General features: G+C 70.9%; 18 protein-coding genes. 5 read left to right on the top strand and 13 right to left on the bottom strand.

Translation table 11 applies throughout. The annotated features are described in order from the left end of the window. Nucleotides 1–218: 218 nt before the first annotated feature. From Aco04nite_RS50265 to Aco04nite_RS26885, 4 genes are all read right to left on the bottom strand, one after another. Nucleotides 219–329 carry an MFS transporter small subunit gene (locus Aco04nite_RS50265; RefSeq protein WP_438874835.1) on the bottom strand — a complete coding sequence of 37 codons (111 nt, stop codon included), beginning with the start codon at nt 327–329 and terminating at the stop codon, nt 219–221. After that, nucleotides 326–1,720: an OFA family MFS transporter gene (locus Aco04nite_RS26875; RefSeq protein ID WP_213000035.1), complete on the bottom strand. Its 1,395-nt coding sequence runs from the start codon at nt 1,718–1,720 to the stop codon at nt 326–328. The genes Aco04nite_RS50265 and Aco04nite_RS26875 overlap by 4 nt, the downstream gene beginning before the upstream one ends. Before the next feature lie 437 nt (nt 1,721–2,157). Then, the gene (locus Aco04nite_RS26880) at nt 2,158–2,553 is read right to left on the bottom strand and encodes a hypothetical protein (RefSeq protein ID WP_213000036.1); all 396 of its coding nucleotides are present in this window, start codon (nt 2,551–2,553) and stop codon (nt 2,158–2,160) included. Between the two features lie 381 nt (nt 2,554–2,934). Further along, nucleotides 2,935–5,430, bottom strand: a complete 2,496-nt coding sequence (locus Aco04nite_RS26885) for a LamG-like jellyroll fold domain-containing protein (protein WP_213000037.1) — start codon at nt 5,428–5,430, stop codon at nt 2,935–2,937. A 157-nt stretch (nt 5,431–5,587) separates the two neighbouring features. On the opposite strand from Aco04nite_RS26885, the gene Aco04nite_RS26890 reads away from it, so the two are divergent. Then, nucleotides 5,588–6,256, top strand: a complete 669-nt coding sequence (locus Aco04nite_RS26890) for a copper homeostasis protein CutC (RefSeq protein ID WP_213000038.1) — start codon at nt 5,588–5,590, stop codon at nt 6,254–6,256. A gap of 256 nt (nt 6,257–6,512) precedes the next feature. Here Aco04nite_RS26890 and Aco04nite_RS26895 read toward each other — a convergent pair whose 3' ends face one another. Further along, nucleotides 6,513–7,877: a UDP-glucose dehydrogenase family protein gene (locus tag Aco04nite_RS26895; protein WP_203839602.1), complete on the bottom strand. Its 1,365-nt coding sequence runs from the start codon at nt 7,875–7,877 to the stop codon at nt 6,513–6,515. Between the two features lie 152 nt (nt 7,878–8,029). Between Aco04nite_RS26895 and Aco04nite_RS26900 the strand changes: the two genes are divergently transcribed. Further along, entirely contained in the window at nt 8,030–9,544 is a 1,515-nt protein-coding gene (locus Aco04nite_RS26900) for a sensor domain-containing diguanylate cyclase (RefSeq protein ID WP_244876325.1), read from the top strand. A gap of 223 nt (nt 9,545–9,767) precedes the next feature. On the opposite strand, the gene Aco04nite_RS26905 is transcribed toward Aco04nite_RS26900, so the two are convergent. The 5 genes from Aco04nite_RS26905 to Aco04nite_RS26925 all read right to left on the bottom strand — a co-directional run bounded on the left by Aco04nite_RS26905 (nt 9,768) and on the right by Aco04nite_RS26925 (nt 14,423). Next, nucleotides 9,768–11,909: an FUSC family protein gene (locus Aco04nite_RS26905; protein WP_213000040.1), complete on the bottom strand. Its 2,142-nt coding sequence runs from the start codon at nt 11,907–11,909 to the stop codon at nt 9,768–9,770. Nucleotides 11,910–11,912: 3 nt separating this feature from the next. Beyond that, entirely contained in the window at nt 11,913–12,563 is a 651-nt protein-coding gene (locus Aco04nite_RS26910; protein WP_213000041.1) for a class I SAM-dependent DNA methyltransferase, read from the bottom strand. Between the two features lie 15 nt (nt 12,564–12,578). Next, nucleotides 12,579–13,091, bottom strand: coding sequence for a 2'-5' RNA ligase family protein (locus tag Aco04nite_RS26915; RefSeq protein WP_213000042.1), 513 nt, complete (start codon nt 13,089–13,091; stop codon nt 12,579–12,581). A 13-nt stretch (nt 13,092–13,104) separates the two neighbouring features. Next, nucleotides 13,105–13,638, bottom strand: coding sequence for a hypothetical protein (locus tag Aco04nite_RS26920; protein WP_213000043.1), 534 nt, complete (start codon nt 13,636–13,638; stop codon nt 13,105–13,107). Between the two features lie 131 nt (nt 13,639–13,769). Beyond that, on the bottom strand, nt 13,770–14,423 hold the full coding sequence (locus Aco04nite_RS26925; RefSeq protein ID WP_213000044.1) for an esterase/lipase family protein: 654 nt from the start codon (nt 14,421–14,423) through the stop codon (nt 13,770–13,772). A 123-nt stretch (nt 14,424–14,546) separates the two neighbouring features. Between Aco04nite_RS26925 and Aco04nite_RS26930 the strand changes: the two genes are divergently transcribed. Further along, nucleotides 14,547–16,532 (top strand): response regulator transcription factor, encoded by a 1,986-nt coding sequence (locus Aco04nite_RS26930; protein WP_213000045.1) that lies wholly within the window; start codon nt 14,547–14,549, stop codon nt 16,530–16,532. A 224-nt stretch (nt 16,533–16,756) separates the two neighbouring features. Here Aco04nite_RS26930 and Aco04nite_RS26935 read toward each other — a convergent pair whose 3' ends face one another. Next, nucleotides 16,757–17,857 (bottom strand): glycerophosphodiester phosphodiesterase, encoded by a 1,101-nt coding sequence (locus Aco04nite_RS26935; RefSeq protein WP_213000046.1) that lies wholly within the window; start codon nt 17,855–17,857, stop codon nt 16,757–16,759. A 170-nt stretch (nt 17,858–18,027) separates the two neighbouring features. Here Aco04nite_RS26935 and Aco04nite_RS26940 point away from each other — a divergent pair, with 170 nt between their 5' ends. Beyond that, nucleotides 18,028–18,600 (top strand): DUF6392 family protein, encoded by a 573-nt coding sequence (locus Aco04nite_RS26940; protein ID WP_213000047.1) that lies wholly within the window; start codon nt 18,028–18,030, stop codon nt 18,598–18,600. A 431-nt stretch (nt 18,601–19,031) separates the two neighbouring features. Here the strand turns inward: Aco04nite_RS26940 and Aco04nite_RS26945 are convergent, their stop codons facing one another. After that, entirely contained in the window at nt 19,032–19,652 is a 621-nt protein-coding gene (locus Aco04nite_RS26945) for a GrpB family protein (protein ID WP_213000048.1), read from the bottom strand. 244 nt (nt 19,653–19,896) lie between these two features. Here Aco04nite_RS26945 and Aco04nite_RS26950 point away from each other — a divergent pair, with 244 nt between their 5' ends. Next, nucleotides 19,897–20,097 carry a hypothetical protein gene (locus Aco04nite_RS26950; RefSeq protein WP_203839613.1) on the top strand — a complete coding sequence of 67 codons (201 nt, stop codon included), beginning with the start codon at nt 19,897–19,899 and terminating at the stop codon, nt 20,095–20,097. 588 nt (nt 20,098–20,685) lie between these two features. On the opposite strand, the gene Aco04nite_RS26955 is transcribed toward Aco04nite_RS26950, so the two are convergent. Next, nucleotides 20,686–23,643, bottom strand: a complete 2,958-nt coding sequence (locus Aco04nite_RS26955; RefSeq protein ID WP_213000049.1) for a glycine--tRNA ligase — start codon at nt 23,641–23,643, stop codon at nt 20,686–20,688. Between the last annotated feature and the right edge of the window lie 9 nt (nt 23,644–23,652).

The raw sequence follows: 23,652 nt of genomic DNA on the forward strand, positions 1-23,652 counted from the left end.
GGGGCACGGGCGCGGGGCACGGGGCACGGGCGCGGGGCACGGGGCACGGGCGCGGGGCACGGGGCGCGGGGCGCGGGCGCGAGTCGCGGGGCACGGGGCACGGGGCGCGGGCCCGGGGCGCAGGCGCGAGTCGCAGGGCACGGGCACGGGCCGGCCATGACGCAGGCAGGGAAAGAGGCAGCGACCGGGCGGCCGCTGCCTCTTCTGATTGCCGGTGTCTATTTGAACAGTTTGGCCGCGGTGATGGCGGTCTGGATGATGCCGTACCCGAGCAGGACGGTGACCAGGGCCCAGGACAGGATCAGGCGGATCGACGGGGTGGACCTCATGCGACTGCCTCCTTCTGCTCCGCGGGCTTCGCCTCGTGGAAGCGTTCCGCTACCGGCTTGACCAGCAGGTTGGCGACGAAGCCGACCGCCAGGACGCCGACCATGGTGAACAGCGCGGGCTGGTACGCCGAGGCGGTCAGCGTGCCGGGCTTGCCCTGCGAGTCGAGGAAGCCGTTGACGATGAGCGGTCCCGCGACGCCCGCCGCCGACCAGGCGGTGAGCAGCCGGCCGTGGATGGCGCCGACCTGGAACGTGCCGAACATGTCCCGCAGGTACGCGGGGATCGTCGCGAAGCCGCCGCCGTAGAACGACAGGATCACGCCCGCGAGGAGCACGAACAGCGCCACCGCGGAGTGCCCGACCGACGCAAGGAGCGCGTACAGGATCATGCCGACGCCCAGATAGACCATGTAGATCCGCTTGCGTCCGATGATGTCGGAGGTCGACGACCACGCGAACCGGCCGGCCATGTTGAACAGCGACAGCAGCCCGACGAAGCCGGCCGCCGCGCCGACGGCGACCGCGGACTTGCCGCCCGTACCGTCGCGGAAGAAGTCCTGGATCATCGGGCTGGCCTGCTCGAGAATGCCGATGCCGGCGGTCACGTTGCAGAACAGAACCACCCAGAGCAACCAGAACTGCGGCGTCCTGATCGCATTGGCCGCCGACACGCTGGCCGTGGTGACCAGCGGCTTGGCCTTGATCGTCGCCGGGTCGAACCCCTCGGGAACCCATCCGTCGGCGGGCACGCGAATGTTGAGCACGCCGAACATCATCAGCACGAAGTAGCCGATACCCAGCGTGAGGAAGAGCGCGACCAGCGCCCCGCCCGACGCCACCGACGTGGCGACATTCGGGTCATAACCGGAGTCGTACGCCGACAGCAGCTGACGCGACAACGGACTCGCGATCAGCGCCCCGCCGCCGAACCCCATGATCGCCAGCCCGGTCGCGAGCCCCGGCCGGTCGGGGAACCACTTGATCAGCGTCGACACCGGCGAGATGTACCCGATCCCCAGCCCGATCCCACCGAGCACGCCGTACCCGAGGTAGACGAGCCACAGCTGTTTCGTGCTGATCCCCAGCGCGGCAACGAGGAACCCGGCCGCCCAGAAGCACGCACTGACGAACATCGCCTTACGCGGCCCGTTGCGCTCGACCCAGGTACCACCCACCGCCGCGGACAGCCCCAGCATCACGATCGCGATACTGAAGATCACCCCGACCGACGTCGCACTCGAGTCGAAGTGCGAGATGAAAGAATTCTTGTAGACGCTGGTGGCGTACACCTGCCCGATACTCAGGTGAACGGCCAGCGCCGCCGGCGGGATCAGCCACCGGCTGAACCCCGGCGGCGCCACGGAACGACTGCGATCCAACGCGGACAACATGACTATGCCTCCAGGTCCCAGCGTGCATGATCCATAGAGCCACATCATTTACCTGGTGGAAACTCCCCGCAACAATTACTTTCCTCAGCAAAGCCACCCGCTCACCGGTCACCCAGCCGGGCGGTGTCCCGGCCGGGCGGTGTCCCGGCGCGAACCGTCAGAAGCGCTGACCGGGCGGGCGTGCTCGACAAGCCCGCGGGTGGGCGGGCCCGACCGGGCGGGCAGACCGGGCGGGTGGGCAGACCGGGCGGGCGGGCGGGCCGGGCGGGTGGGCAGACCGGGCGGGTGGGCAGACCGGGCGGGCGGGCCGGGCGGGCAGACCGGCCCGACAAGCCCGCGGGCGGATAGACCGGGCGGCGGGGCAGGCCACGGCCAGGTGGGGCGGCCGGTGGGCCGAGTGACCGGCCGGTGAGTCACCTGGGCACCGGCCGGGCAGGTCACGAACGCTCGACGGTATTCAGCAACCCGGTGAGAAAGTCAGGGGCATCGTCAATGCTAACGACCTCGCTCACCAACGCGTTGACCGCTTCTTCCAGCGGCCGTTCCGAGATGAACACGGGAATGTCCAGAGCAGCCGCGAACCCGATCTCGATGCAGACGCTGCGCCCGGTGTACCCGCCCTCCGCCACGACGTAGATGCACGCGGAGCGGCGGACCTTCCCCAGGAATTCGTGGGTGAGAGCCCACTTCTGTTCGGCCCTGACCTCGACGATCTCCTCGTCAAAATCGAACCTCGGCGTGTTGACGACCACCTGCCGATCGACGAGCTCCCCGGCGAGCGACTGCACCACGCCGTAGTACTTCGAACTGCTGCAGATGGTTACCTCGCCCATGGAAAATCCCTTCCGCCGAACCCGACAGACCACGTGATGTCGTCACGGAGAATCAGAACAACGCCGGCCGCGCGTCTCCTGCAGGACCATCCCACACAACCGCCGGCTCGCCCCCCGCAGGCTCGCCCACCTGCCAACCCCCTCAACTACCGACCCTTCGAGCCGCCGGCCCACCCAGCCGGCACTCACAGCCAGCGACCCACCCACCCAGCCGGTACTCACAGCCAGCGACCCACCCACCCGGCACTCACAGCGGGCAACTCACCCAGCCGGCACTCACCGCCGGCGACCCAGCCAGCCCGCGGGGTGAGAAACACGCAGGCCGGGCGCGACACTGCCACGCCCGGCCCGGTGCTCGATCAGTTGCCCGAGCTGTCCAGATCAGTTGCCCGAGGTGTACAGCGACGCGATCTCGGTCGCCGACAGTGCGCGGTCGTAGAGGTGGACCTGGTCGACCGTGCCGTCGAGGTAGTCGACGGGGTTGCCGCCGTACTTGCCGCGGCCGATGACCGTGTTGCCGGTGGGGGCGGCCTGGGCGGTGCAGGCGCTGACCGAGCCGGCGAGCTGGCCGTCGACGTAGAGGCGGAGTTCGCCCTTGGCCGAGTCGCGGACGCCGGCGAGGTGGTACCACTGGCCGACGACCGGCTTGGCGGGGGCGAGGGCCCGGACGCCGGCGAAGCTCATCGCGAACCGCTGGTCGGCGCCCGAGTACTGCAGGAAGAAGTCGCTGTTGCTGGCCCCGTCCTGGCTCACCACGGTCTGGAAGGCTCCGTCGGCCTTGTCGAGTTTCACCCACGCCGAGGCGGTGTAGTCCGAGGCGGTGTTGAGCACCGGGGCGCCCGTGTCGGCGTACTGAGTCGAGCCGTCGAGGGTGAGGCCCTGCCCGCTCTTGCCCTCCCCGTAGGCCGGACCACCGACCAGGGTGGCGTCGTGGTCACCGGCGGTGTCCTCGGTCGTGCCGTCGAGCGGGTAGAACGCGATGCCGGTCAGGCCGGGAGTGCCCGGCGGCGGCTGCGGGGTGTTGGCGGCGCTGCCGTCGGCCTTGGCGATGATCTCCTTGTTGACCTTGCGGACCTGGGCGAGGTCCATCTTGGCCACCTGCCGGTCGTACGTCCAGAAGCCGTTGAGCTCGCCCTCGACGTCGGTGATCTGGGTGTAGATCGCCGCGCTGATGCCGCAGGACTGCGCGGAGCCGATGACCGCTTTCTGGTTCGCGACGTACTTGGCGGTCAGGGTGGCCGAGTCCGGTTCCATCTCGTACGCCTGCCCGTCACCGAACCACATGTGGTTGGACACCTTGAGCCCGAACCCGCCGTGCTCGCCGTCGATGGAGACCCGGGTGGCGTCGGGCGCCGGGGTGGCCGGGCCGAGGTACTGGTGATGGTCGATGACGTCGCCGCGCCCGGAGTCGCCGTGCGAGTTGCAGCAGTTGACGCCGCTGTGCGCGTTGACGAGCCGGCTCGGGTCCTGGGCCTTGACCTCGTCGGCGATGCGCCCGGTGGCGGCGCGGTCCCATTCACCCCAGCCCTCGTTGAACGGCACCCAGGCGATGATCGAGGTCCAGCTGCGGTGCTCACGGACCAGCTCGTGCAGCTCGGCCTCGAACTGCCCGCGCCACTCCGCGGGGATCGGGCCGGTGTTCGCGGCGGGCATGTCCTGCCAGACCAGCAGGCCCAGCTTGTCGGCCCAGTAGTACCAGCGGTCGGGCTCGACCTTGATGTGCTTGCGGACCGCGTTGAACCCCATGACCTTGTGCTGCTGCAGGTCGAACTTGAGGCCCGCGTCGGTCGGTGCGGTGTTCAGCCCGTCCGGCCAGAAGCCCTGGTCCAGGGTGGCCATGTTGAACAAGATCTTGCCGTTGAGCGCGATCCGGAGCTTGCCGTCGGCGCCCTTCTTCGTGCCGATCTCGCGCATGCCGAAGTACGACTTGACGGTGTCGACGGTACGGCCGGCGTTGAGCAGGGTCACGTCGAGGTCGTAGAGGTACGGGTCGTCCGGCGTCCAGAGGTGGGCGTTCGGGACGGGGACCTTGAGCTCCGTGCCCGCGGCGCCGGTGACGCTGCCGACGACTCGACCGTTCGATCGTGCTGTGGCGCGTACGGTCAATGGTTGATTCGCCTGTGCAGTCAATGGTTGATTGGAATCAACATTGACGGTCAACCTGAGTGACTTGCCGGCAAGGTCCGGGGTGAGCCCGAGATCGGTGACGGCCGCTGCGGCGACGGGCTCCATCCAGACGGTACGCCAGATGCCCGAGCTGCCCTGGTAGAAGATGCCACGGTCGCTGGTCCGGCGCTGCTTGCCGATCGGCTGGCCGGTCGCGTCGGTGAGGTCCTCGGCCCAGACGATGAGCTCCTGCGGCCCGGTGGCCTTGAGCGCCGTGGTGACATCGATGTCAAAGCCGTCGTAGCCGCCGCGGTGGGTGGCGACCTGCGTGCCGTTGACGTAGACCTTCGCGTCGTAGTCGACCGCGCCGAAGTGCAGCAGCAGCCGCTGGCCGCTCCCGATCTTCCAGCCGGCGGGGACGGTGAAGGTCCGTCGGTACCACATCCGGTCCTCGTGACGCTGGATGCCGGAGAGCGCGGACTCGATCGGGTACGGCACGAGGACGCGCTCGCCGAGCGACTGGCCCGCGGGCACCGCCTGACCGGTCTCGGCCTTGGCGAATTCCCAGACGCCGTTGAGGTTCTGCCACTTGTCGCGCACCAGCTGCGGGCGCGGGTACTCGGGCAGCGCGTTGGACGGTCCAACCTGGGCGGTCCACGGTGTCGCGATGGGCGGGATGCCCTTGTGCCACTCGGGTGCGGCCTGGGCGGGCGAGGCGATGACGGTTCCCAGAAGTGTGGCGGCGGCGATCATGGCAAGAGGTCTGATCATGCGCGAGTTCCCTTCGAGGGGTGGGAGCTCACACATTTCAACAACGTTGCTCACGTAACGTCAAGATTACGCGGCACTTTTATTGAAAGATGGACATGCTTCAACATCCTGCGACAGGTGGCCCGGGTCACCCAGGCAGATATGGGACGATGCGCGCGTGCCGGAATCGATCTTGGAAGTCATCGCGCTCAGCGCCGCCGACGCCCGTGCCGCCACCGCAGGGGGCGCCGACCGGCTCGAGCTGGTCGCCGACATAGGCGCCCAGGGCCTCACCCCTGCCGTCGAGACCTTCGCGTCGGTCCGGGCCGCGACCGACCTCCCGGTCCGTGTCATGCTGCGAGACCATGACGGGTACGCCCTGAGCGCCCCCGACGCCCTCACCCACGCCGCCGCGGCCCTGCGTTCAGCCGGAGCCTCGGAGTTCGTCCTCGGCTTCCTAGACGAAGCGGGCAACGTCGACCTCCCCGCGGTGACGACCGTGCTCGCGGCCATCGACGGCTGCAGCTGGACCTTCCACCGCGCCATCGACCACGCCGCCGACCGCACCGCCGCCTGGTCCGCCCTCGCCGGCCTGCCCGGCCTCGACGGCGTCCTCACCGCCGGCAGCCCCAAGGGCGTCGAGAACGGCCTCGGGACCCTGCTCACCGAGGCGTCCGCCACCCCGCCGCTGCTGGTCGGCGGCGGGTTACGGCAACAGCACCTCGCCCCGCTACGGGATGCCGGGGTGCGCGCGTTTCATACCGGCAGCGCGGTGCGGCCCGGTGGCAGCTGGAACGCCCCGGTCGACGCCGACCTCGTCCGCCTCTGGCGCGACGCGATCGGCTAATCCTTACCGGGTGGCCACTTGGTTACCGGGCGGCCACCCGAGACGTCGGCAACGGGGCGGTCGCCATATGGCGACCCTGGCCGCGCGGCCGTTCTGAGACAACCCGTACCGCACGACCGCTCTGAGACAACCTGTACCGCATGGCCGCTCTGAAACAAGCTGTACCGCACGGCCGCTCTGAAACAAGCTGTACCGCACGGCCGGGCCGGGACGGGACGGGACGGGACGGGACGGGACGGGACGGGACGGGAAGCTGTTATCGCGTGATCGAGAGGTAGCGGTAGCCGAGGCGGGTGAGGCGCTCGGGGTCGAGGCAGTGCCGGCCGTCGAGGATGACCGGCTTGCGCATGCTGGTGGCGAACTTTCCCCAGTCCAGGTCGAGGTACTGCGCCCACTCGGTGACCAGGACCACGGCGTCGCTGTCGTCGAACACGTCGGCGACGTCGTCGGCGAGGTACGGCGCGAGGTCGGGCTGTTCGCGGCGGAAACGGTCGGCGGCGACCGGGTCGTGCAGGCGAATCCGGGCGCCGCGGTCGATCAGCATCCGGGCGATGTCCAGGGCCGGGGCGTCCCGCATGTCGTCGGTGTCGGGTTTGAACGCGAGCCCGAGCAGGCCGATCCGGCGGCCCTTGAGGATACGCAGCTCCTCGAGGAGCCGGTCCACGACGAGGCGGCGCTGGAGCTGGTTGACCGTACGCGCAGCTGTGACGATCGGCATGTCGTGGTGATACTCCGACGCGGTGGCGATCAGGGCCGCGGTGTCCTTGCCGAAGCAGGAGCCGCCCCAGCCGATGCCGGGCTGCAGGAAGCGCGGCCCGATCCGGGTGTCCAGCCCGATGCCCCGGGTGACCTGGGTGATGTCGGCGCCGACCCGGCCGGCGAGCTGGCCGATCTCGTTGGCGAAACTGATCTTGAGGGCCAGGAACGCGTTCGCCGCGTACTTGATGAGCTCCGCCGACGCCAGGTCGCTGGACACCATCGGCACGGCGCCCATCTCGGCCGGGCGCGGCAGGTACGTCGGCGGGGTGAACGTCTGGTTCAGCAGGGTGCGGTAGAGGCGGTTGAGCACGTCGAGGCTGCGGGGGTTGTCCGAGCCGACGACCACGCGGTCCGGGTAGAGCGTGTCCAGGATCGCCGCGCCCTGGCGCAGGAATTCCGGGTTCGAGGCGACGGAGAACTCGCCGTCGCTGCGGCGCTCGTTGGTCCGCTCGAAAGACTCGCGCAGGATCGAGTCGACCCAGTTACTGCTTCCGATGGGTACGGTCGACTTGTTCACGACGACGGTGAAGTCACCGCCGATGTGCGCACCGACACTCTCCGCGGCGGACCTCAGGTACTTGAGGTCCGGGTTGCCGTCGGGCAGCGACGGCGTCTGCACCGCGATGAAGACCACCTCGGCGTCCGGCACCGCGCTGCCGTAGTCGGTGGTGAAGTGCAGGCGCTCGGACGCGTCGGCGAGCAGCGCGTCCATGTGCGGCTCGTAGATCGGCGATTTACCCCCGCTGAGCAGGTCGACCTTCGCCTGGTCGAGGTCGACGCAGGTGACGTCGTGCCCGAGAAAGGCCAGGCACACGCCGGTCGTGAGACCCACGTAGCCGGTTCCGACGACGCACACCTTCATAGCCGCACTCCCTCTCGTCGCGACCGGGCTCCCGGTGACCGGTCGGGAGAGACGGTAATCCTTCGTGTCATCCGCACCCGCACCGGCTGTGCCCCGGACTATCCATGGGTGGAGCCCTCAACACGCCGCCGGGGCTGCCGATGCTTGATTTCGTGACCCTGCGCAGCCCTACGCAAGCAAACGGCGACACCGCCGTGGTTTCGTCGTGGCCCGCGACCGACGGGCAGCAGCTCCTGCTCAGCGAACTCGTCGAGGTCACCGCAAGTAACATCCCGTCGCTGGACCACGTCCTCGAAATCATCGAGCGAAGCCTGGGTGAACCCTGCGGGCTGCGCGCCATGACCGTCTTCACCCTCGACCCGGACGACGGCAGCCTGCGGGTCGCCGCCGGCCGCGGACCGGTGGCGAAGGACGACCCGATGGTCGCCGGCAAGGTCTTCCGGGTCGCCGCGAGCGGTCCCCCGGTGCGGGCAGGCGACCGTACGGCGATCAGGTTGCGGATGGGCGGCCAGACCCTCGGCGTCCTCGTCCTGACCGGGGACTCGCTCGATGCACTGCGCAAGAGCGTCGCCGCGGGTGTCGCCCTCCAGCTCGCCGCCACCCTGCAGGTCCTCGCCGCCGAGGTGCACCGCCAGTTCGTGACCCACGCCACGAACACGATCCGCACCCTGTTCGAGGAGGGCGCCCAGGCCCGGACCATCGAGGCCGCCGGCGAGCTCCTGGCCCGGGTGACCGCCGACGCGTTCCGCACCTCCCAGGCCGCGGTGCACCTGGTCGGCCCGGACGGCCGGATCCGCTACGTCGCCGGCATCGGCCTCACCGCCGAGAAGAACGACGAGCTGCACAGCCGCATGATCGGCCAGCTCGCCGAGGAATCACCGATCTGGCAGGCCGCCCGCAAGGCCCACGGCCCGCTGCTCATCGACGACATCACCGGCTCCGAGGTCCGCCCCGGCGGCTTCGCCCACATCATGGGCCTGCGCTCCCTGATCGCCATCCCGCTGATGTCCCCGGCCGGCCCGGTCGGCGTCGCGGTCTGCGGCGACATCGACGGCCCCCGGCACTGGACCAGCCGTGACCGCACCCTGGCCCACCAGATGGCCATGGAGGGCGCCCTCATCCTCGACGGCGCCCGGATGCGCCAGGCCGAGGAGAAGCACGTTGCCGAGCTGACCCGCCAGGCCTACCACGACGCCCTGACCGGCCTGGCCAACCGCACCCACCTGCTCGACCGCGCCGACCGCGACCTCGCCACCTCCACCGCGGGCGGCACCCGCATGGCGCTGCTCCTGCTCGACCTGGACGGCTTCAAGAAGGTCAACGACACGGTCGGCCACCACGCCGGCGACGCCCTCCTGCAAGCCGTCAGCAAACGCATGCAGTCCGCCATCCGCGACCACGACGTCGTCGCCCGCCTCGGCGGCGACGAGTTCGCCATCCTGCTCACCGGTGACCCCGACGCCGAATCCGCCATCACCATCGCCGAACGCATCCACACCCGCGTCTGCGAACCCTTCACCGTCGACGACCAGCCCATCGCCATCGGCGTCAGCATCGGCATCGCTCTCTTCCCCGCCGACGCCACCACCATCGCTGACCTCATGCGCTGCGCCGACGCCGCCATGTACCGCATCAAACGCACCGGCGGCGGCGTCGCCCTCAGCTGACCCCGGCCCCTCCCAAGCTGAGCCGCGACTCATCTTCGACCCCTCATCAACGCAGCGCCGTAACGTCCCGCCAAGCTGAGTCGTGACTCATCTTCAACCCCTCATCAACGCAGCGCCGTAACGTCTCGCCAAGCTGAGTCGTGACTCATCTTCAACCGCTCGGCGGAGGCGGCCGGGGTCGCCGCCTGCCCTGAAGTCGAGCCGCGGCTCGACTTCGGCGGGGTCAGGCGAGCGGGACGGGGACCGGGCCCTGGCGTTCGGGGCGGCCGGTGACGCGGGTGAGGTCGTCGCGGAGGCCGTCGAGCCAGACGCGGAGGTCGGCCAGGTGGTAGAGGTCGCGGCCCAGGTCGGTGGGCCAGCCCAGGTCGGGGGCGGGGTCGTCCTGCACCTGGGGGAGCCTGTGGGACCGGATGGCCTCGGCGGTGGCCTCGAAGCGGCCGGCGACGTCGGCGGTGGCCAGGGTGAGCAGGGCGGCGCAGGGCAGCAGCCGGCCGGTGGGGCAGTCGCGCAGCAGGGCCTCGGCTCCGCGTACGGCGTGCTTGCCCGCGATCAGCGTGGCTTGCCAGTCCAGCGTCGCGGGGGCGTGGCGCTCACTCTGATACAGCGCGTACGACGCCTCGGCGAGCCGTTCCTGTTCCCGGGCGAGCGGCAGGGCCGGCCCGGGCGGTGTCATCGAGGACAGCGTCGCGACCGTCTCGTGGACCACGGCGGACGAGGCGGCGAGGAAGTTGGCGGTGGCGCGGTGCAGTTCGCCCGAGCCACCGCGGGGCCAGGCGAACAAGCCGATGAGTACGCCCACCAGCGCACCGACCGCCACGTCCAGCACCCGGGCCTCGGCGAGGTGCCAGTCGGTCGGGGCGAGCTGCGCGAAGACAAGCGTGATGACCAGCGTGAACAGGGCCTGCGCCCAGCCCTGGCCGAGCAGCGGGCCGGCGGCGTTGCCGACGAACATGACCAGGGGCAGGGCGATGGCGTAGAGCGTCGGGTCGGTGCCGTAGACGAGCAGCACGGCGGCCGCTAGCGAGCCGATCACCGTGCCGGTCAGGGCGGGACGCAGAGCGGAGCGGGTCTCCGCCGCCGAGGTGCGCAACACGGTCAGGATGGTGAGCAGCACCCAGAAGCCGTGCGACAGGTCGAGCTCTCCGGCGAGCAGGCGCGCGACGGCGAGGGCGGCGGCCAGGCGCAGGGCACCCTGGAAGTAGACCGAGCGCGGGGTCAGGTTCTCGCGCAGCCGGTGCCACCAGAGTGACGGTGCCGGGCGGGACGCGTACCAATAGGGGCCTTGGACGTCCGCACGCAGCGGTGCCCTCGCGACGATCCGCAGCTCGGTCACGAGCGACTTGGTCCACTCCCCGAGGCTCAGGGCCAGTGAGCCGAGCCGGAGCCGCTCGGGTGCCACCCCGGACGGGTCCTCGGCCTCCCGCTCGGCCCGGAAGTGTGCCAGCGCCCCGGCGATCCGGTCCGTGTCGGGCACCTCGCCCTGACCCCGCAGCCACGCCCCGGCGGCGGAGGCGCACGACGCGGTCTCGCGCAGCAGCCGGGCCGCGGCGGGGAGGCTGACCGCGTCCGTGTCATCGGTGAAGTAGAGGTCGACGGCCCGGCCGAGCACCAGCCGCGTCGTCGCGGAGGCGGAGCTCAGCGCCCGGTCCCGCCGCCCCGCCGACGCGGGCCGCTGGGTGACCGGCAGCCGGGAGGGCCGCAGCGCGTCACCGGCCTCGGTGGCGTCGGGCAGCAGCGCGGCGAGCCGTTCCTTACCGCGCGGGTCGCCGTCCCAGTGGTCGGCGATGACGGCGAGACAACCGGCGAGGGCGTCCACGGCGTCGGCGAGACGCTCCCGGTACGGCACCGGCTGCGGGCCCGGCCAGAGCACCACCTCGGCGACCGCCAGCAGCACGACGGCCAGGGAGACCCCGGCGAGGCGCTCCGGCAGCACACCCGGGTCGTACGGCGGGAAACACGGCAGGATGTAGAGCAGCTGCATCCCGGTGGCGAGCCCGACCAGCCGCGGCCCGCCGACGCCCGCGAACGTGACGGCGAAGCCGAGCACGAACATCCCGGCGGCCGCGGCCCAGTTCGACACGGACAGCAGCGTGCCGAGCGTGATCAGCACCCACGTCACGGGCAGCACGGCGAGCAGGGTCCGGGCCCGCTGCCTCGCATTGCCGGGGATCTGGGACAACATTCCCAGAGCGATGGTCCCGAACAGCGCGTACGGCGCCATCGCCGGACTGCTCAGCGCGTACCGGCAGAAGTAGAAGCCCAGGCACGCGACCAGGGTGACGCGGGCAGCACGCCGCACGGCAGCGAGCTGCGGGTCGTGCCGGGCCAGCCAGGCGAACGGCGGCCAGGAGAGTGGAGAGGTCACAGCTTAAGGACCCTGCCACGCTCCGCCCGGTTTGTGAATCATGGCCATCAGGTACGCGCGGCGGCTCGGGAACTCGGCGGGGTCCAGGGGCTCGCGGGTCAGTTCGGCGACGACGTCGAAGCCGGCGGCGACCAGGTCGGCCCGGACGGCGACGGGGTCGAGGAAGTGCACGTCCACGTCGACGTCCGCGCCGAACCACGTCGTCAGGTGCACCGGCTCGTCGCCGATGTGGAAGGCCACCAGCAGCGGGGCGCCGTCCCGCAGCACCCGGGCCAGCTCGGCGAAGGCCCGCGCCCGCTCGGCCGCGCCGAGGTGGATGATCGAGTACATCGCCGCCGCGCCCGCCCAGGCACTGTCCCCCACCGGGAGCGCCAGCATCGAGGCGACCGTGCCCGGGATCCGCGGCGCGTGCCGGCGGGCGATCGCGATCATCTTCGGCGACAGGTCGACGCCCAGGACGTCGGGGTGCAGCCCGGCCAGGAACCGCGTGACGTGCCCGGGCCCGCACCCGACGTCCGCGATCGTGCCCTCGCCGGCCAGCTCCGTGAGCGCCGTCAGCAACGCCCGGTCGAGAGGCTTGTGAGACAACTCGTCTCGCAGCTGCTCGTCGTACGCGACGGCGATCGTGTCGTAGGCGTCCCGGAGCTCGTCCACGCCACCCCTCTCAGCTCAACTCAACGGGTGGGAGATGTCGTTGGCGTGGTCGGTCAGCGCCGCCCCGGTGACGTGCGCCTTGAGCGGCAGCATCTCGAGGCAGCGCCGGATCGCCGGGGCCATCATGGGGTTCGGCACCCGCAGGGAGACGGTGCAGTGCGGGACCCACCGCCCGGGGGCGTACTGATCCCAGACCTCGACCCCGGCCTTCACCAGCCGGTCGTGCACGTCCTGATGGTGGTTCAGCAGCGCGGCGGTCGGCACGATGCCCAGCCACAGCACCCGCCCGACGAACTGCCCCGCGAAATCCATGTCGAGCGTCAGCCCCCGCCCCACGGCCATCCCGTCGAGCGCCCCGGCCACCGCTTCCAGCGGAAGTGTGCGCGCGGCGGCGAGCGACACGTGCGGCCGGTGCCGCTCGTTGAGCGATCCCATGGTCGGGATCCCCTCCGCCTCCAGGGCGCGCCACAGCGTCTTCAGCCGGCGGGTCGTGTCAGTGTCCAGATAGAGCTCGAGCGCGGCAACCACACGCTAAAGATATTCACCCCTTCAAGCAGATAAACGGGCCGCGTACGCCACCGCTGAACCGCTCCGCCGCCGCCAGCGCCCGCAACACCCGCTTCCGGGGCTTGAGCCCGGTCCCCGCGGTGGCGTAGAGCGCCCCGAGCGCGATCTCGTCCCCGGACCCGGCGGCCGCGAACCCGTCAGCGGCGGTGGCCACCTGGTAGTCGTCGTAGACCGTGAACAGCCGCCCCTGCACCCCGACCAGGAACGTGCCCCCGACCTCCCGCTCGCTCTCCTTCGTCGCCCAGCCACCCGCTTTGAGACAGTCCCGCAGCGCGTCCACGAACGTGGTCGCCATGAACGCGTCGAGGTTCCCGACCGGCGACGGCGGCGCCAGCGAATACCGCAGCAGCTGCCCCATCCGGAACGACGTCGTGAACCCGAAGATGTAACTGTCCTTGCGGAAGACCTTGGTGTCGGCCCGCACGGTCAGACTCAGCCCGGCCACCCCGGCACTGTCCCCACCGATGAAGACCTTCCCCTTCGACTCCAGCCCCACGATCGCCGTCATCGTTCCTCCCCCGTTGGCCCGGCCCTGATCTTCGCGCGCCCCGCCGTCGGAGAACAACCAGGGGCAGCCGAACGTGGGCACGCGGAGGGCCGCACCCCTCGCGGGGTACGGCCCTCGTCAGGTCGGTCCGGTCAGCGCAGGAAGTTGCGGACCGCGGTCAGGACGGACGTGTCGGTGAGGTAGCCGATGTGGGTCTCGCAGGCGACGTAGTTGTTGGTCGCGCCGCTCAGGGTCGTGCTCGTGTACGGGATAATGATGCCGTCGCACGGGGAGTACCAGGTGGCGTATGTCGTCGGGCCGGGGGTCTCGTCGCCCGCGCTGATGGTGTTGATGAAGGACGAGCCCGGGTACATCTGCTGGCAGGTGACGTAGATCAGGCAGGCGCTCGCGTACGTCGTGCCGTGGTTGGCGCCGGCGAGTGAGGCCACGTGGTTGACGTACTGGGCGCCGCCGAGCTGCTTGACGTACCACTGGGTGACGAGGCCGCCCATGGAGTGGTTGACGATGTCGACCTTGGCTGCCCCGGTGCGGCTGCGGACCTGGCTGACATAGGTGGCCAGGCCCTGGGCGTTCTGGATGTTGTTGCCGTAGGAGTTGTACTCGTACGCGAACAGCTCGCTGCTGCTGTAGCCGCCGGCCCGGAAGAGCGAGATGGCGGTCGTCCAGTTCGAGGCGCTTCCGGTGTAGCCGTGCACGAAGACGACCGGGGTGCCCGGGGCCGCCAGGGCGGGGGCGGCGGGGATGGCGACCAGGGCGGTCACGACGGCGATCAGGACTGCGAACATCCGGCGCATGAAACCTCCAGGGAGGGAACGGGATGCCTCGCAGCCTGCTGCCGAAACAGAAATGACACATCGGTGAAATCACCGGCCTTGAGCCGGCATCGGCAAACATCGACACTTGTCTACATGATTTATGCACAGTTCATGCAGAAAAGGCCGCGTACGCCGAGAGCACTGCTCCGGCTCGCGTACGCTGCTTCCGGCTCCGACGACGGGCTCGCCGCCGACCTGCTGGAGCTCGCGGACCGTACGCCTCCCCCGCTCGCCGCCGCTGCCCTGCGCCACGCCGCCCGGCTCACCACCGACGCCACGGTCCGGGCCGACGCGCTGCTGGCCGCCGCACGGCAGGTCTGGCTGGCGGGTCGCCCGGCAGAGGCCGGCAAGCTGCTGCGGCGGGTCGCCCATGAACCCAGGTTGCGCGTACGCGTCCGCGGGCTGGCCGCCGAGATCGCCGTCCACGCCGACGGGTCCGCAGTCGACGACCTGCTCAGCGCCGCCGGGCAGCTCCCCCGGGAGAGCGCCCTCGACGCGCTGCTGCTCGCCACCGAGGTCGTGCACCGGGCCGGCGACCACGAGCGCTATGTCGAGGTGGCCCGGCACGTCCTCGACCGGCGCTCCGGCCCGGGCAGCACGTCCGAGGACCTCGTCGCCGGTCTGACCGCGCTGTACGCCGACGACCCGCGCACCGGCATCGCCCACCTGCACGCCGCGACGACCCGGGCCGGCGTGAGCGACCGGCCCGACGAGCTGATCCGGGCGGCGACCGCGGGGGTGCTCGCCGGAGCGGGCGACTCCGCGTACGCGCTCGCCACCCGCGGTGTCCGGCTGGCCCGGCTGAACGGCGAGACCGCGACGGTGCCGCGGGCCCTCGAAGCCGCCGCGTTCGCCGGGCTCGCCGGCGGCCGCTACCCGGACGCGGAACTGGCGGCGGTCGAAGGCGCGGACGAGGCACTGCGCACCGGGCAGCCCGCGCTCGCCGAGGTCCACTTCGGCATCCTCGCCGTCCTCGCGGCACTGCGCGGCGACCGGGCGACCACGCTGCACCGGGTGCACCGGGCCGGGGCCGCCGACAGCAGCACCGGGCCGGGACAGGCACGGGCGCTCTGCGAATGGGCGCTGGGGCTGCTGGACCTGATCGAAGGACGGCCCGCGGCAACGGTGGCACGCCTCGCCCGGATCCTGGTGACGCCGTCCGGACGCGGCAACGCGGTCCTGCAGGTCGCCGCGACCCCCCACCTCATCGAGGCCCTGGCGGCCGCGGAGGTATCCCTCGGGGAACCCACCGCGGCTCCAGGCCGCCGTAACCCGGGCGCAGCGGAAGGCCACCGGCTCCTGGACGCGACCGAGGGTCGCTGGCACCTCGACGCGACTGAAGGCCTCGATGCACCGGTGGTGAGCCAGGCCTTCGACCAGTTCGAACGGTGGGCCTCGGCAACCGGGCGTGCCCCCTGGCTGGCACTGCGGGCGCGCAGCCGGGCCCTGCTCGCCGCCGACCCGGACGACGCCGCCGACCTGTTCCGGGAGGCCCTGCGGGAGCACGACCGCGGGGACACCGACTTCGCGCGGGCACACACCGAACTGCTGTACGGACGGCACCTGCGCCGCCACCGGCAACCGGGAGCCGCCCGGGCACACCTGCACGCCGCCGCCGCTGCCTTCACCGCGCTTGGAGCGGGCCCCTGGGCCGCCGAGGCGACGCAACACCTACGTGCCGCCGGCGCCCCCGCGATGACGTATCAACCGCGGTCAGCCGGAAGCCCAGCGGTGATGTATCAACCACTGGCGGCGGGAGGTCCCGCGATGACGCATCAACCACAGGCCCCGGCAGGTCCCGCGATGACGCATCAACCACAGACCTCGGGAGGTCCCGCGATGACGCATCAACCAGGGTCGGGCGGAGCTTCCGCGTCCCCGGAACAACCCGGCACCACCGGCCTGACCGCGCAGCAGGACCGGATCGCCCGGATGGTGGCGGCCGGGGCCACCAACCGGGAGATCGCCCAGCAGCTCTACCTCAGCCCCCGGACCGTCGACCACCACCTGCGCAACGTGTACGCCCGCCTCGGCGTCCGCTCCCGCACGGAACTCGCCCGCCGGATCCCCCCGGGCTGAGCACAACCACCCGGCGAAGTCCGCCCGCCCGGAAGCACGCGGTGCTCACCCCCGGTCTGAAGCACGGGCCGAACCCAGCCGGACCTGAAGCACGGGCCGAACCCCGGCGGGCCGAAGCACGGGCCGAACCCCGGCGGGCCGAAGCACGCGGCGAAGTCCGCCGGGCCGGAGCACGCGGCGAAGTCCGCCGGGCCGGAGCGCGTGCTCCGGGCGTACGTTCAGGGTCAGACGTGGGCGTAAGTGGCGCTGCGGGCGAGGACGCCGATGTCGGCCTGGTCGGTGAAGAGGCCGTCGAGGCCGGTTTTGAGGAAGGTGACCTGTTCGTCGATGGCACGGCCGTAGGCGGCGGGGTCGGTGCCGACGCGGTAGTCGGCGGGCAGGAACGTGTTCTCGGCGCGGAACGTGTAGGGCATGACCTTGAGGCCGGCGGCGTGGGCGTCCTTGACCAGGGTGGTCGGCTCGCCCAGGGTGTCGTCGGCCTTGCGGGGGATGACCTGGCTCTTGTCCGGGCCGATGCCGTCGGCGTAGCGGGCGAGCTTCTTCAGGCCGGCCGGGGTGAGGTATTCGGCGTACGTCCTCGTGTCGCCGAACGGGCTGCCGGTCGCGCTGGTGAGGAAGATGCTCGGGGCGCGCAGCCGGTAGTCCTCGCGGAGTGCCTCCAGGTTCTTCGCCTCGAAGGACTGGACGAAGACCTTGGCGTCGGCGCGGTCGAGGCCGTTGCGGCGCAGAACCTGCACCAGGGGGGTCTCGAGGTCCAGGCCGAGCTCCCGGAAGTACGTCGGGTGCTTGGTCTCCGGGTAGACGCCGATCTCGCGGTCCAGCTCCTTCGACAGGCGTTTGCGCAGGTCGAGGATCTCCTGGAACGTCGGCACCGGGAACAGGCCGTTGTAGAGGGTGTTGTGCTGGCGTACGGCCGGGATGCGCTCGGTCGCGCGCAGCGTCTTCAGCTCCGCGAGCGTGAAGTCATGGGTGAACCATCCGGTGACCGAGATCCCGTCGAGCAGGACGGTCCGCTTGCGTGCGGCGAACTCGGGCCGCGACGCCACGTCGGTGGTGCCACCGATCTCCGGCTCGTGCCGGGCCACGAGTACGTGGTCCTTGGTGGACACCAGGTCCGGCTCGATGAAGTCGGCGCCCAGCCGCGCGGCCAGCTCGTACGATGCCAGGGTGTGCTCGGGCCGGTAGCCGGAAGCCCCGCGGTGCCCGACGACCAGAGACGGGGGCCGGTGCCCTCCCGCCAGTGCGGGTGACGCGGTGGCTCCCAGCACGGCCGGCGCCCCCGCCGCGAGAGCACCCAGCCGCAGCACCTGTCGGCGATCTGCCACGATCTCCTCCAACGTTCCCGGCCGGCGACACCCGCTGACCTCCCGCGCAGCAGTCCAGGCCACCAGCGCGACCCCCGGGCGAAGTCGCCGTGACGTCCGGGCAAACGCCACCGAAAGGATCTACGGGTACGCCTTCCGCGCACTCGTTCGTACCGCCTACGGTGGACAACGTGGGATTCCGTACACGCCGGGCTGCCTTTCACACCGCGCCGCGCGGCTCCAACGAACCGGTCTTCAACCCCGCGGCCCCGCAACGCAACCCCGGCCCGCTCACCACCGCACGCAAGGTCGGCCGCCCCGACCTGACCCAACTCCTCGGCCGCACGGTCCTGGAAGCAAGAGTCCAGAGCATCTGCCAGGAGTACGCCCTCCTCCCCCGCACGGGCACCGGCCTCTCCCGCGCCTACCGCTCCCCGTCAGCCGGAGTGGAACTCGCCGCCGACGCCCACGGCCTGGTCACCACCGTCGTCCTGCACTTCCTGCCCACCGACGGCTTCACCCCGTTCCAGGGCACCCTCCCCGCCGGAGCAGGCAGCGTCCCCCGCCGCTCCCGCATGATCCCCATGCTCGGCCGCCCCGACGAAACCGGCACCCCCTACCGCGACCGCTTCGCCGCACCCAACGGCCCCTGGGACCGCTGGCACCTCCCCGACCTCACCCTGCACGCCCAATACACCCCGGACGCCGAAACCCTCGAACGCCTCACCCTCGCCCTCCCCGCCCACCTCCCCCGAGCAGCCTGACCCACCCGCACCCCGACCCCACAGCCAGAACGCGCTGGCGGCCTCGTAACAACCCGGCCCTCGAGGCCGCCCAACGCGCCTCAAACCTGAGCACGTCCTAAGACCGAGCGCGCCTCGGGGCCAGGCCGCCGCCCTGAAGACCAGGCCGCCCTCAAGACCAGGCAGGGCGTCAACGCCAAGCGGGACGTCAACGCCAGGCTGGGCTTCAACGCCAGGCGGGGCTCCGAGGCCGAGCAGGCCCCAAGGCCGGGCGAACCCAAGGCCAGACGGGCTCCAGGGCTGGTCAGGCCTCAGGGCCGAGCGAGTTCGGGCCGGGAACGTCCCGAGGCCGAACGTCTCCCGAGGCCGAGCGGGCCTCAGGGCTGGGCAGGCCGCAGGGCTGGGGTCACCCCCTGGTCATCCACACCTCGGACACCCACCGGGCCCAGGTCTCAGGACTGGGTGGGCCTCAGGGCCGGGTGGGCGGCGAAGATGCGGGTGAAGATGGCGTCGATGACGGTGTTCTTGGCCATCGTGTAGTCCTCGGGGCGGTCGGCTGTCTCGCGGGCGAGGTGTTGCTTGGTGGTGGCGTAGAGGTCACGATCCTCGGGGTGGGTGCGTAGCCAGTCGCGCAGGAGGCGGTGGCGGACGGGTTCGGCGGCGTCGTGGGGCCAGATGTGCAGGTGGACGTCTGCGTCGGCGTTGATGAGCATGCGGTGGCCCTGCCACCAGGGGTGGCGGAGCAAAAGTCGGTAGCCGATACGCTCCAGGGGCGGCACGTAGCGGGACTCGTCCTCCGTGTCGTCGATGACCACGTCGATGTCGATGACGGGTTTCGCGGCCAGGCCCGGCACGGAGGTGGATCCGATGTGGCCGGCGCTGATGATCAAATCGCCCAGCGCCGCGTCGATCGGGGGTCGCAGGGCGTTGTAGCGGTCCGGCCAGGACGGGTCGTAGTCCACGATGGTCACCGGGCCGACCCACTGTTTCGGGGGCGGACCGACCACGCCCTCGGCTTCCTGCTCCGGGGTGCCCACGATGCGTTCGGTGATGTCCTGCGGGAACTCGGTCAACTCAACCTCCGTTGTCGGCAAAGTCCGCCAGACTACGACCCCGCAATCATCCGGCGACAGCGAATTTCGGCCTCCCGATGATCGGTCCGGCTTGGCGCGGCTGATTGTCCGCTGGCGGTGTCGCCGCCCTGCTCGTCGCCGCCTTCGGCTTTGCGGCCGGGGGGAAGGACTGATCAAGGGCGGGCAGGGGTATGCCCAGGGCAGGACGGCATCCGGTTCGTCCGGTGGTCATACGGAGGTCGGCATGCTGTTCAACCTGATCAGGCGCTACGCGATCATGGCGGTGGCGGTTCCGCTTGCGGCGTTCGGCGCGCGCAAGCTCAGTGACGCCGTGGAGGCCCGCCGGGGACCCAGCCGCGGTACCCGGATGCTACGCAAGGGCGCGGACACGCTCCAGGGCCGTTTCGGCCGCCAGAAGAAGCGCCGATTCTCCTTCGGCCGCTGATCCGGTCACGCAACTGGCCCACGCTGACCCGGATAGGTGCTGACCCGGATGGCCGCTGACCCGGATAGGTGCTGATCAGGGTGGGTGCTGATCAGGGTGGGTGCTGAACAGGGTGGGCCGGTTCACTCAGTGGAATCAGCCGGTATACCCAATCGGATTGGCCACAACATCGTGCGACAGATAGGCATGGGCGGCGCATAATCGTGCGCCGCCCGTGCCAAATTCGCGCATATTCGTCTGCGCATGACATGCATATCCTCGGCGGGCGTGACTGACAGCTACAGACCAGCCACGCCAAGCGCTGACGCCCAGCCAGCTCGGCCTCACCAGCCCGGCCAGTTGCCCGACCCAGCCCATTCCCACCCAACCCAACCAGGTCCAGCGAGCCCAACCAAACCTTGCCAGCAAGCCAGCCCGGCCAGCCCAACCTTGCTCGGCCGGCCCCGGCCGGCCCCGGCCATAGCCAGCCAGCCCACCAGACCCCAGCCAGCCAGACCAGGCCAACCCGGCCAGCCAGTGGTTGGCCAGCCGGGCTCAGTCAGCGCGTCCGTGGGACGGGCTGAGAAGAGCCGGCCCGTCGTGGGAGATCTACAGCCGCAGCTGCGGCCAGTCGAGGAGGCCGTTGCCCAGGTCGCGGATGGTGGCCAGGAGGCCCAGGCGGGCGGCGCGCAGGGCTGGGTCGTCGGCCATAACGAAGACGTCCTCGAAGAACTGGTGGACGGGGGCGACCAGTGGCAATGCTGCCTCGGTGAAGCGGGACAGGTCGGTGGCGGAGGGCAGCTCTGCGCGTACTGATGAGACTGCGGTGTGGAGGGTGACCTCTGCGGGTTCCTTGAGCAGGGCGGGGTCGTAGGTGGCGGGCGTGCCAGCCGGGACGATGCGGCGGGCGCGCTGGATTGCTTCGGCCAGGGCGAGGAAGTCCGGGGTGGCGACCAGGCGGCCCAGCTGGGCCAGGAAGAGGTCGGCGACCGCGGGCCGGGAGGCGTGGGGCAGGACCGCGCGGACTCGGTCGACGGGGTGGCCCTCCTCGGTGAGGAGTTGTTCGAGGCGGCGGGTGAGGAAGTCGCGGGTGGCGTCGAGGGTGGCGGGGTCGACCTTGACCGGTTGCTCGGCGGCTGACAGGTCGAGGGCGGTGAAGAGGTCGATGGCCGACAGGTCCGGGTGGGCGCGGTGGACGGCGAGGAGGCCGAGGACGGCGCGGCGGACGGCGAAGGGGTCGCTGCTGCCGGTGGGGAGGCCTACCGTGGCGGCGAGGCCGGTGATCAGGTCCAGGCGGTCGGCCAGGGACAGCAGGGCTCCGGGTACGGAGGACGGGAGCGCGTCGCCGGCGCTGCGGGGGAGTTCGGCCTCGTGGATCGCCTGGGCGACCTGGGGGAGCTCGCCGGCGTTGAGGGCGTAGTCCTGGGCCATCACGCCGGCCAGGCTGGTCATCTCCGTGACGAGTTGCGAGCCGAGGTCGAATTTGACCAGCTCGGCCGCGCGGGCGGTGTGGGCGGCGTTCGCGGAGGAGACCGATGCCGTCGTGGCGAGCTGCTCGGTCAGTGCCTTGATGCGGGCTGCGCGGTCGGCCATCGAGCCGAGTTTGTCGGTGAACGTCAGGCGGTGCAGACGCTCGCGCATGTCGGCGATCGGGAGGGCGCGGTCGGCGCGGTAGAAGAACGCGGCGTCCTCGTAGCGGGCGCGCAGGACCGCCTCGTTGCCGGTGCGGACCAGGTCGACGTCGACGGGGCCGTTGGCGACGGTAACGAACATGGGGAGCAGGGTGCCGTCGTCCGCGCGTACCGGGAGATATCTCTGGTGTTTGCGCATGACCGTGGTGAGGACGGCGTCGGGCAGTTCGAGGTAGCGCTCGTCGAAGGTGCCGAGGAGCGGGGTCGGCTGCTCCACGAGATAGGTGATCTGGTCGAGCAGGGGGCTCTCGCCGGCGACGTCGACGCGGCCCTCGCCGTACACCAGTTCTTGCGCGCCCGAGACGATCAGCTCGCGCCGGTCCTCGGGGTCGGCGATGATGCCGTTGATCGAGATGGTCTCCATGAACGTCTCCGCGGAGGCGACGGTGAGGACGGGCTCGGCGGCCGTACGCAGCACCCGGGTCTCGCGGCCGGCGGACAGCGCCCCCACCGCGACCGGGATGATCTCGTCGCCCCAGAGCGCGACCAGCCAGCGGATCGGGCGGCTGAAGGCGAGCTTCGGGTCGTTCCAGCGCATGTTCTTCGCGGCGCGCAGACCGGTGACGACCTTCGCGAGCACGGGGGTGAGGACGGTGAGTGCGGCGCCTCCCGCGACGTGTTTCTGCACGACGAGGTGGGGTACGCCGTTCACGTCGGCGGTTTCCAGAGATTCGACGGGTACGCCCTGGGAGCGCGCGAAACCCTGCTGCGCCTTCTCCGGTGCCGTGGTCTTCGGGCCCTTCACCGTCTGCGTGTAGTCGGCCTCCCGCGCGGCCACGCCGGTCACGACCGCGATCAGGCGCCGCGGCGTAGCGTGCACGCGGACCTCGCCGTGCTCCAGGCGGGTCTGCTCCAGCTGGGCGGACAGCTCCTTCTGCACATAGGTACGCGCTGAGCGCGCCTCGGACGGCGGAAGCTCCTCGGTGCCGATCTCGAAGACCAGCGTGCGTGGCTGGTCCTCGCCGTCCGCGGCGGGTGCTGCGGCGATCGCCTCGGGCAGCGGCTCCGCGAGCCCGAGGGGGTGCCCCTGCTCGTCGCGGCGGGCCACCCACAGTTTCGCGACGTCCCCGGCGAGGCGGCGCATCCGGGCGAACTCGGCGGCCCGGTCGGCGGTGGAGACGGCGCCGCGGGAGTCGAGGACGTTGAACGCGTGCGAGCACTTCAGGACGTACGTGTGGGCGGGCACGGGCAGTCCCGCGTCGATGAGGCGCTGTGCCTCGGCGGCGTACACCTCGAGCAGTTCCCGGTTTGCCGCGACGTCGGCGTCGTCGAGGTAGTAACGGGACATCTCGTACTCGGACTGGCCGAAGACCTCGCCGTAGCTGACGCCGGCGGCGTACTCGATGTCCTTGAAGTGGGTGACGCCCTGCAGCGCCATGATGATGCGCTCGATGCCGTACGTGATCTCGACGCTCACCGGGTCGAGGTTGAGCCCACCGGCCTGTTGGAAGTACGTGAACTGGGTGATCTCCAGCCCGTCCAGCCACACCTCCCACCCCAGACCCCACGCGCCCAGCGCCGGCGACGCCCAGTTGTCCTCGACGAACCGCACGTCGTGGGCGGCCACGTCGATCCCGATCGCGGCCAGGCTGCCGAGGTAGAGCTCCTGCGAGTTGCCCGGGTCCGGCTTGAGGATCACCTGCAGCTGCGTGTGGGTCTGCAACCGGTTGGGGTTCTCGCCGTAACGGGAGTCGTCCGGGCGTACCGAGGGCTCGGTGTAGACCACGCGCCACGGCTCCGGGCCCAGCACCCGCAGGAACGTGGCGGGGTTGAGGGTGCCGGCGCCGACCTCGGTGTTCATCGGCTGGACGACCAGGCACCCCTGAGCGGTCCAGTACGCGGTGAGCCGGGCGAGCGCGTCCTGCATGGTGAGCATGGACCGGAA

The sequence above is a fragment of the Winogradskya consettensis genome (assembly GCF_018332715.1).
Taxonomy (GTDB): domain Bacteria; phylum Actinomycetota; class Actinomycetes; order Mycobacteriales; family Micromonosporaceae; genus Actinoplanes; species Actinoplanes consettensis.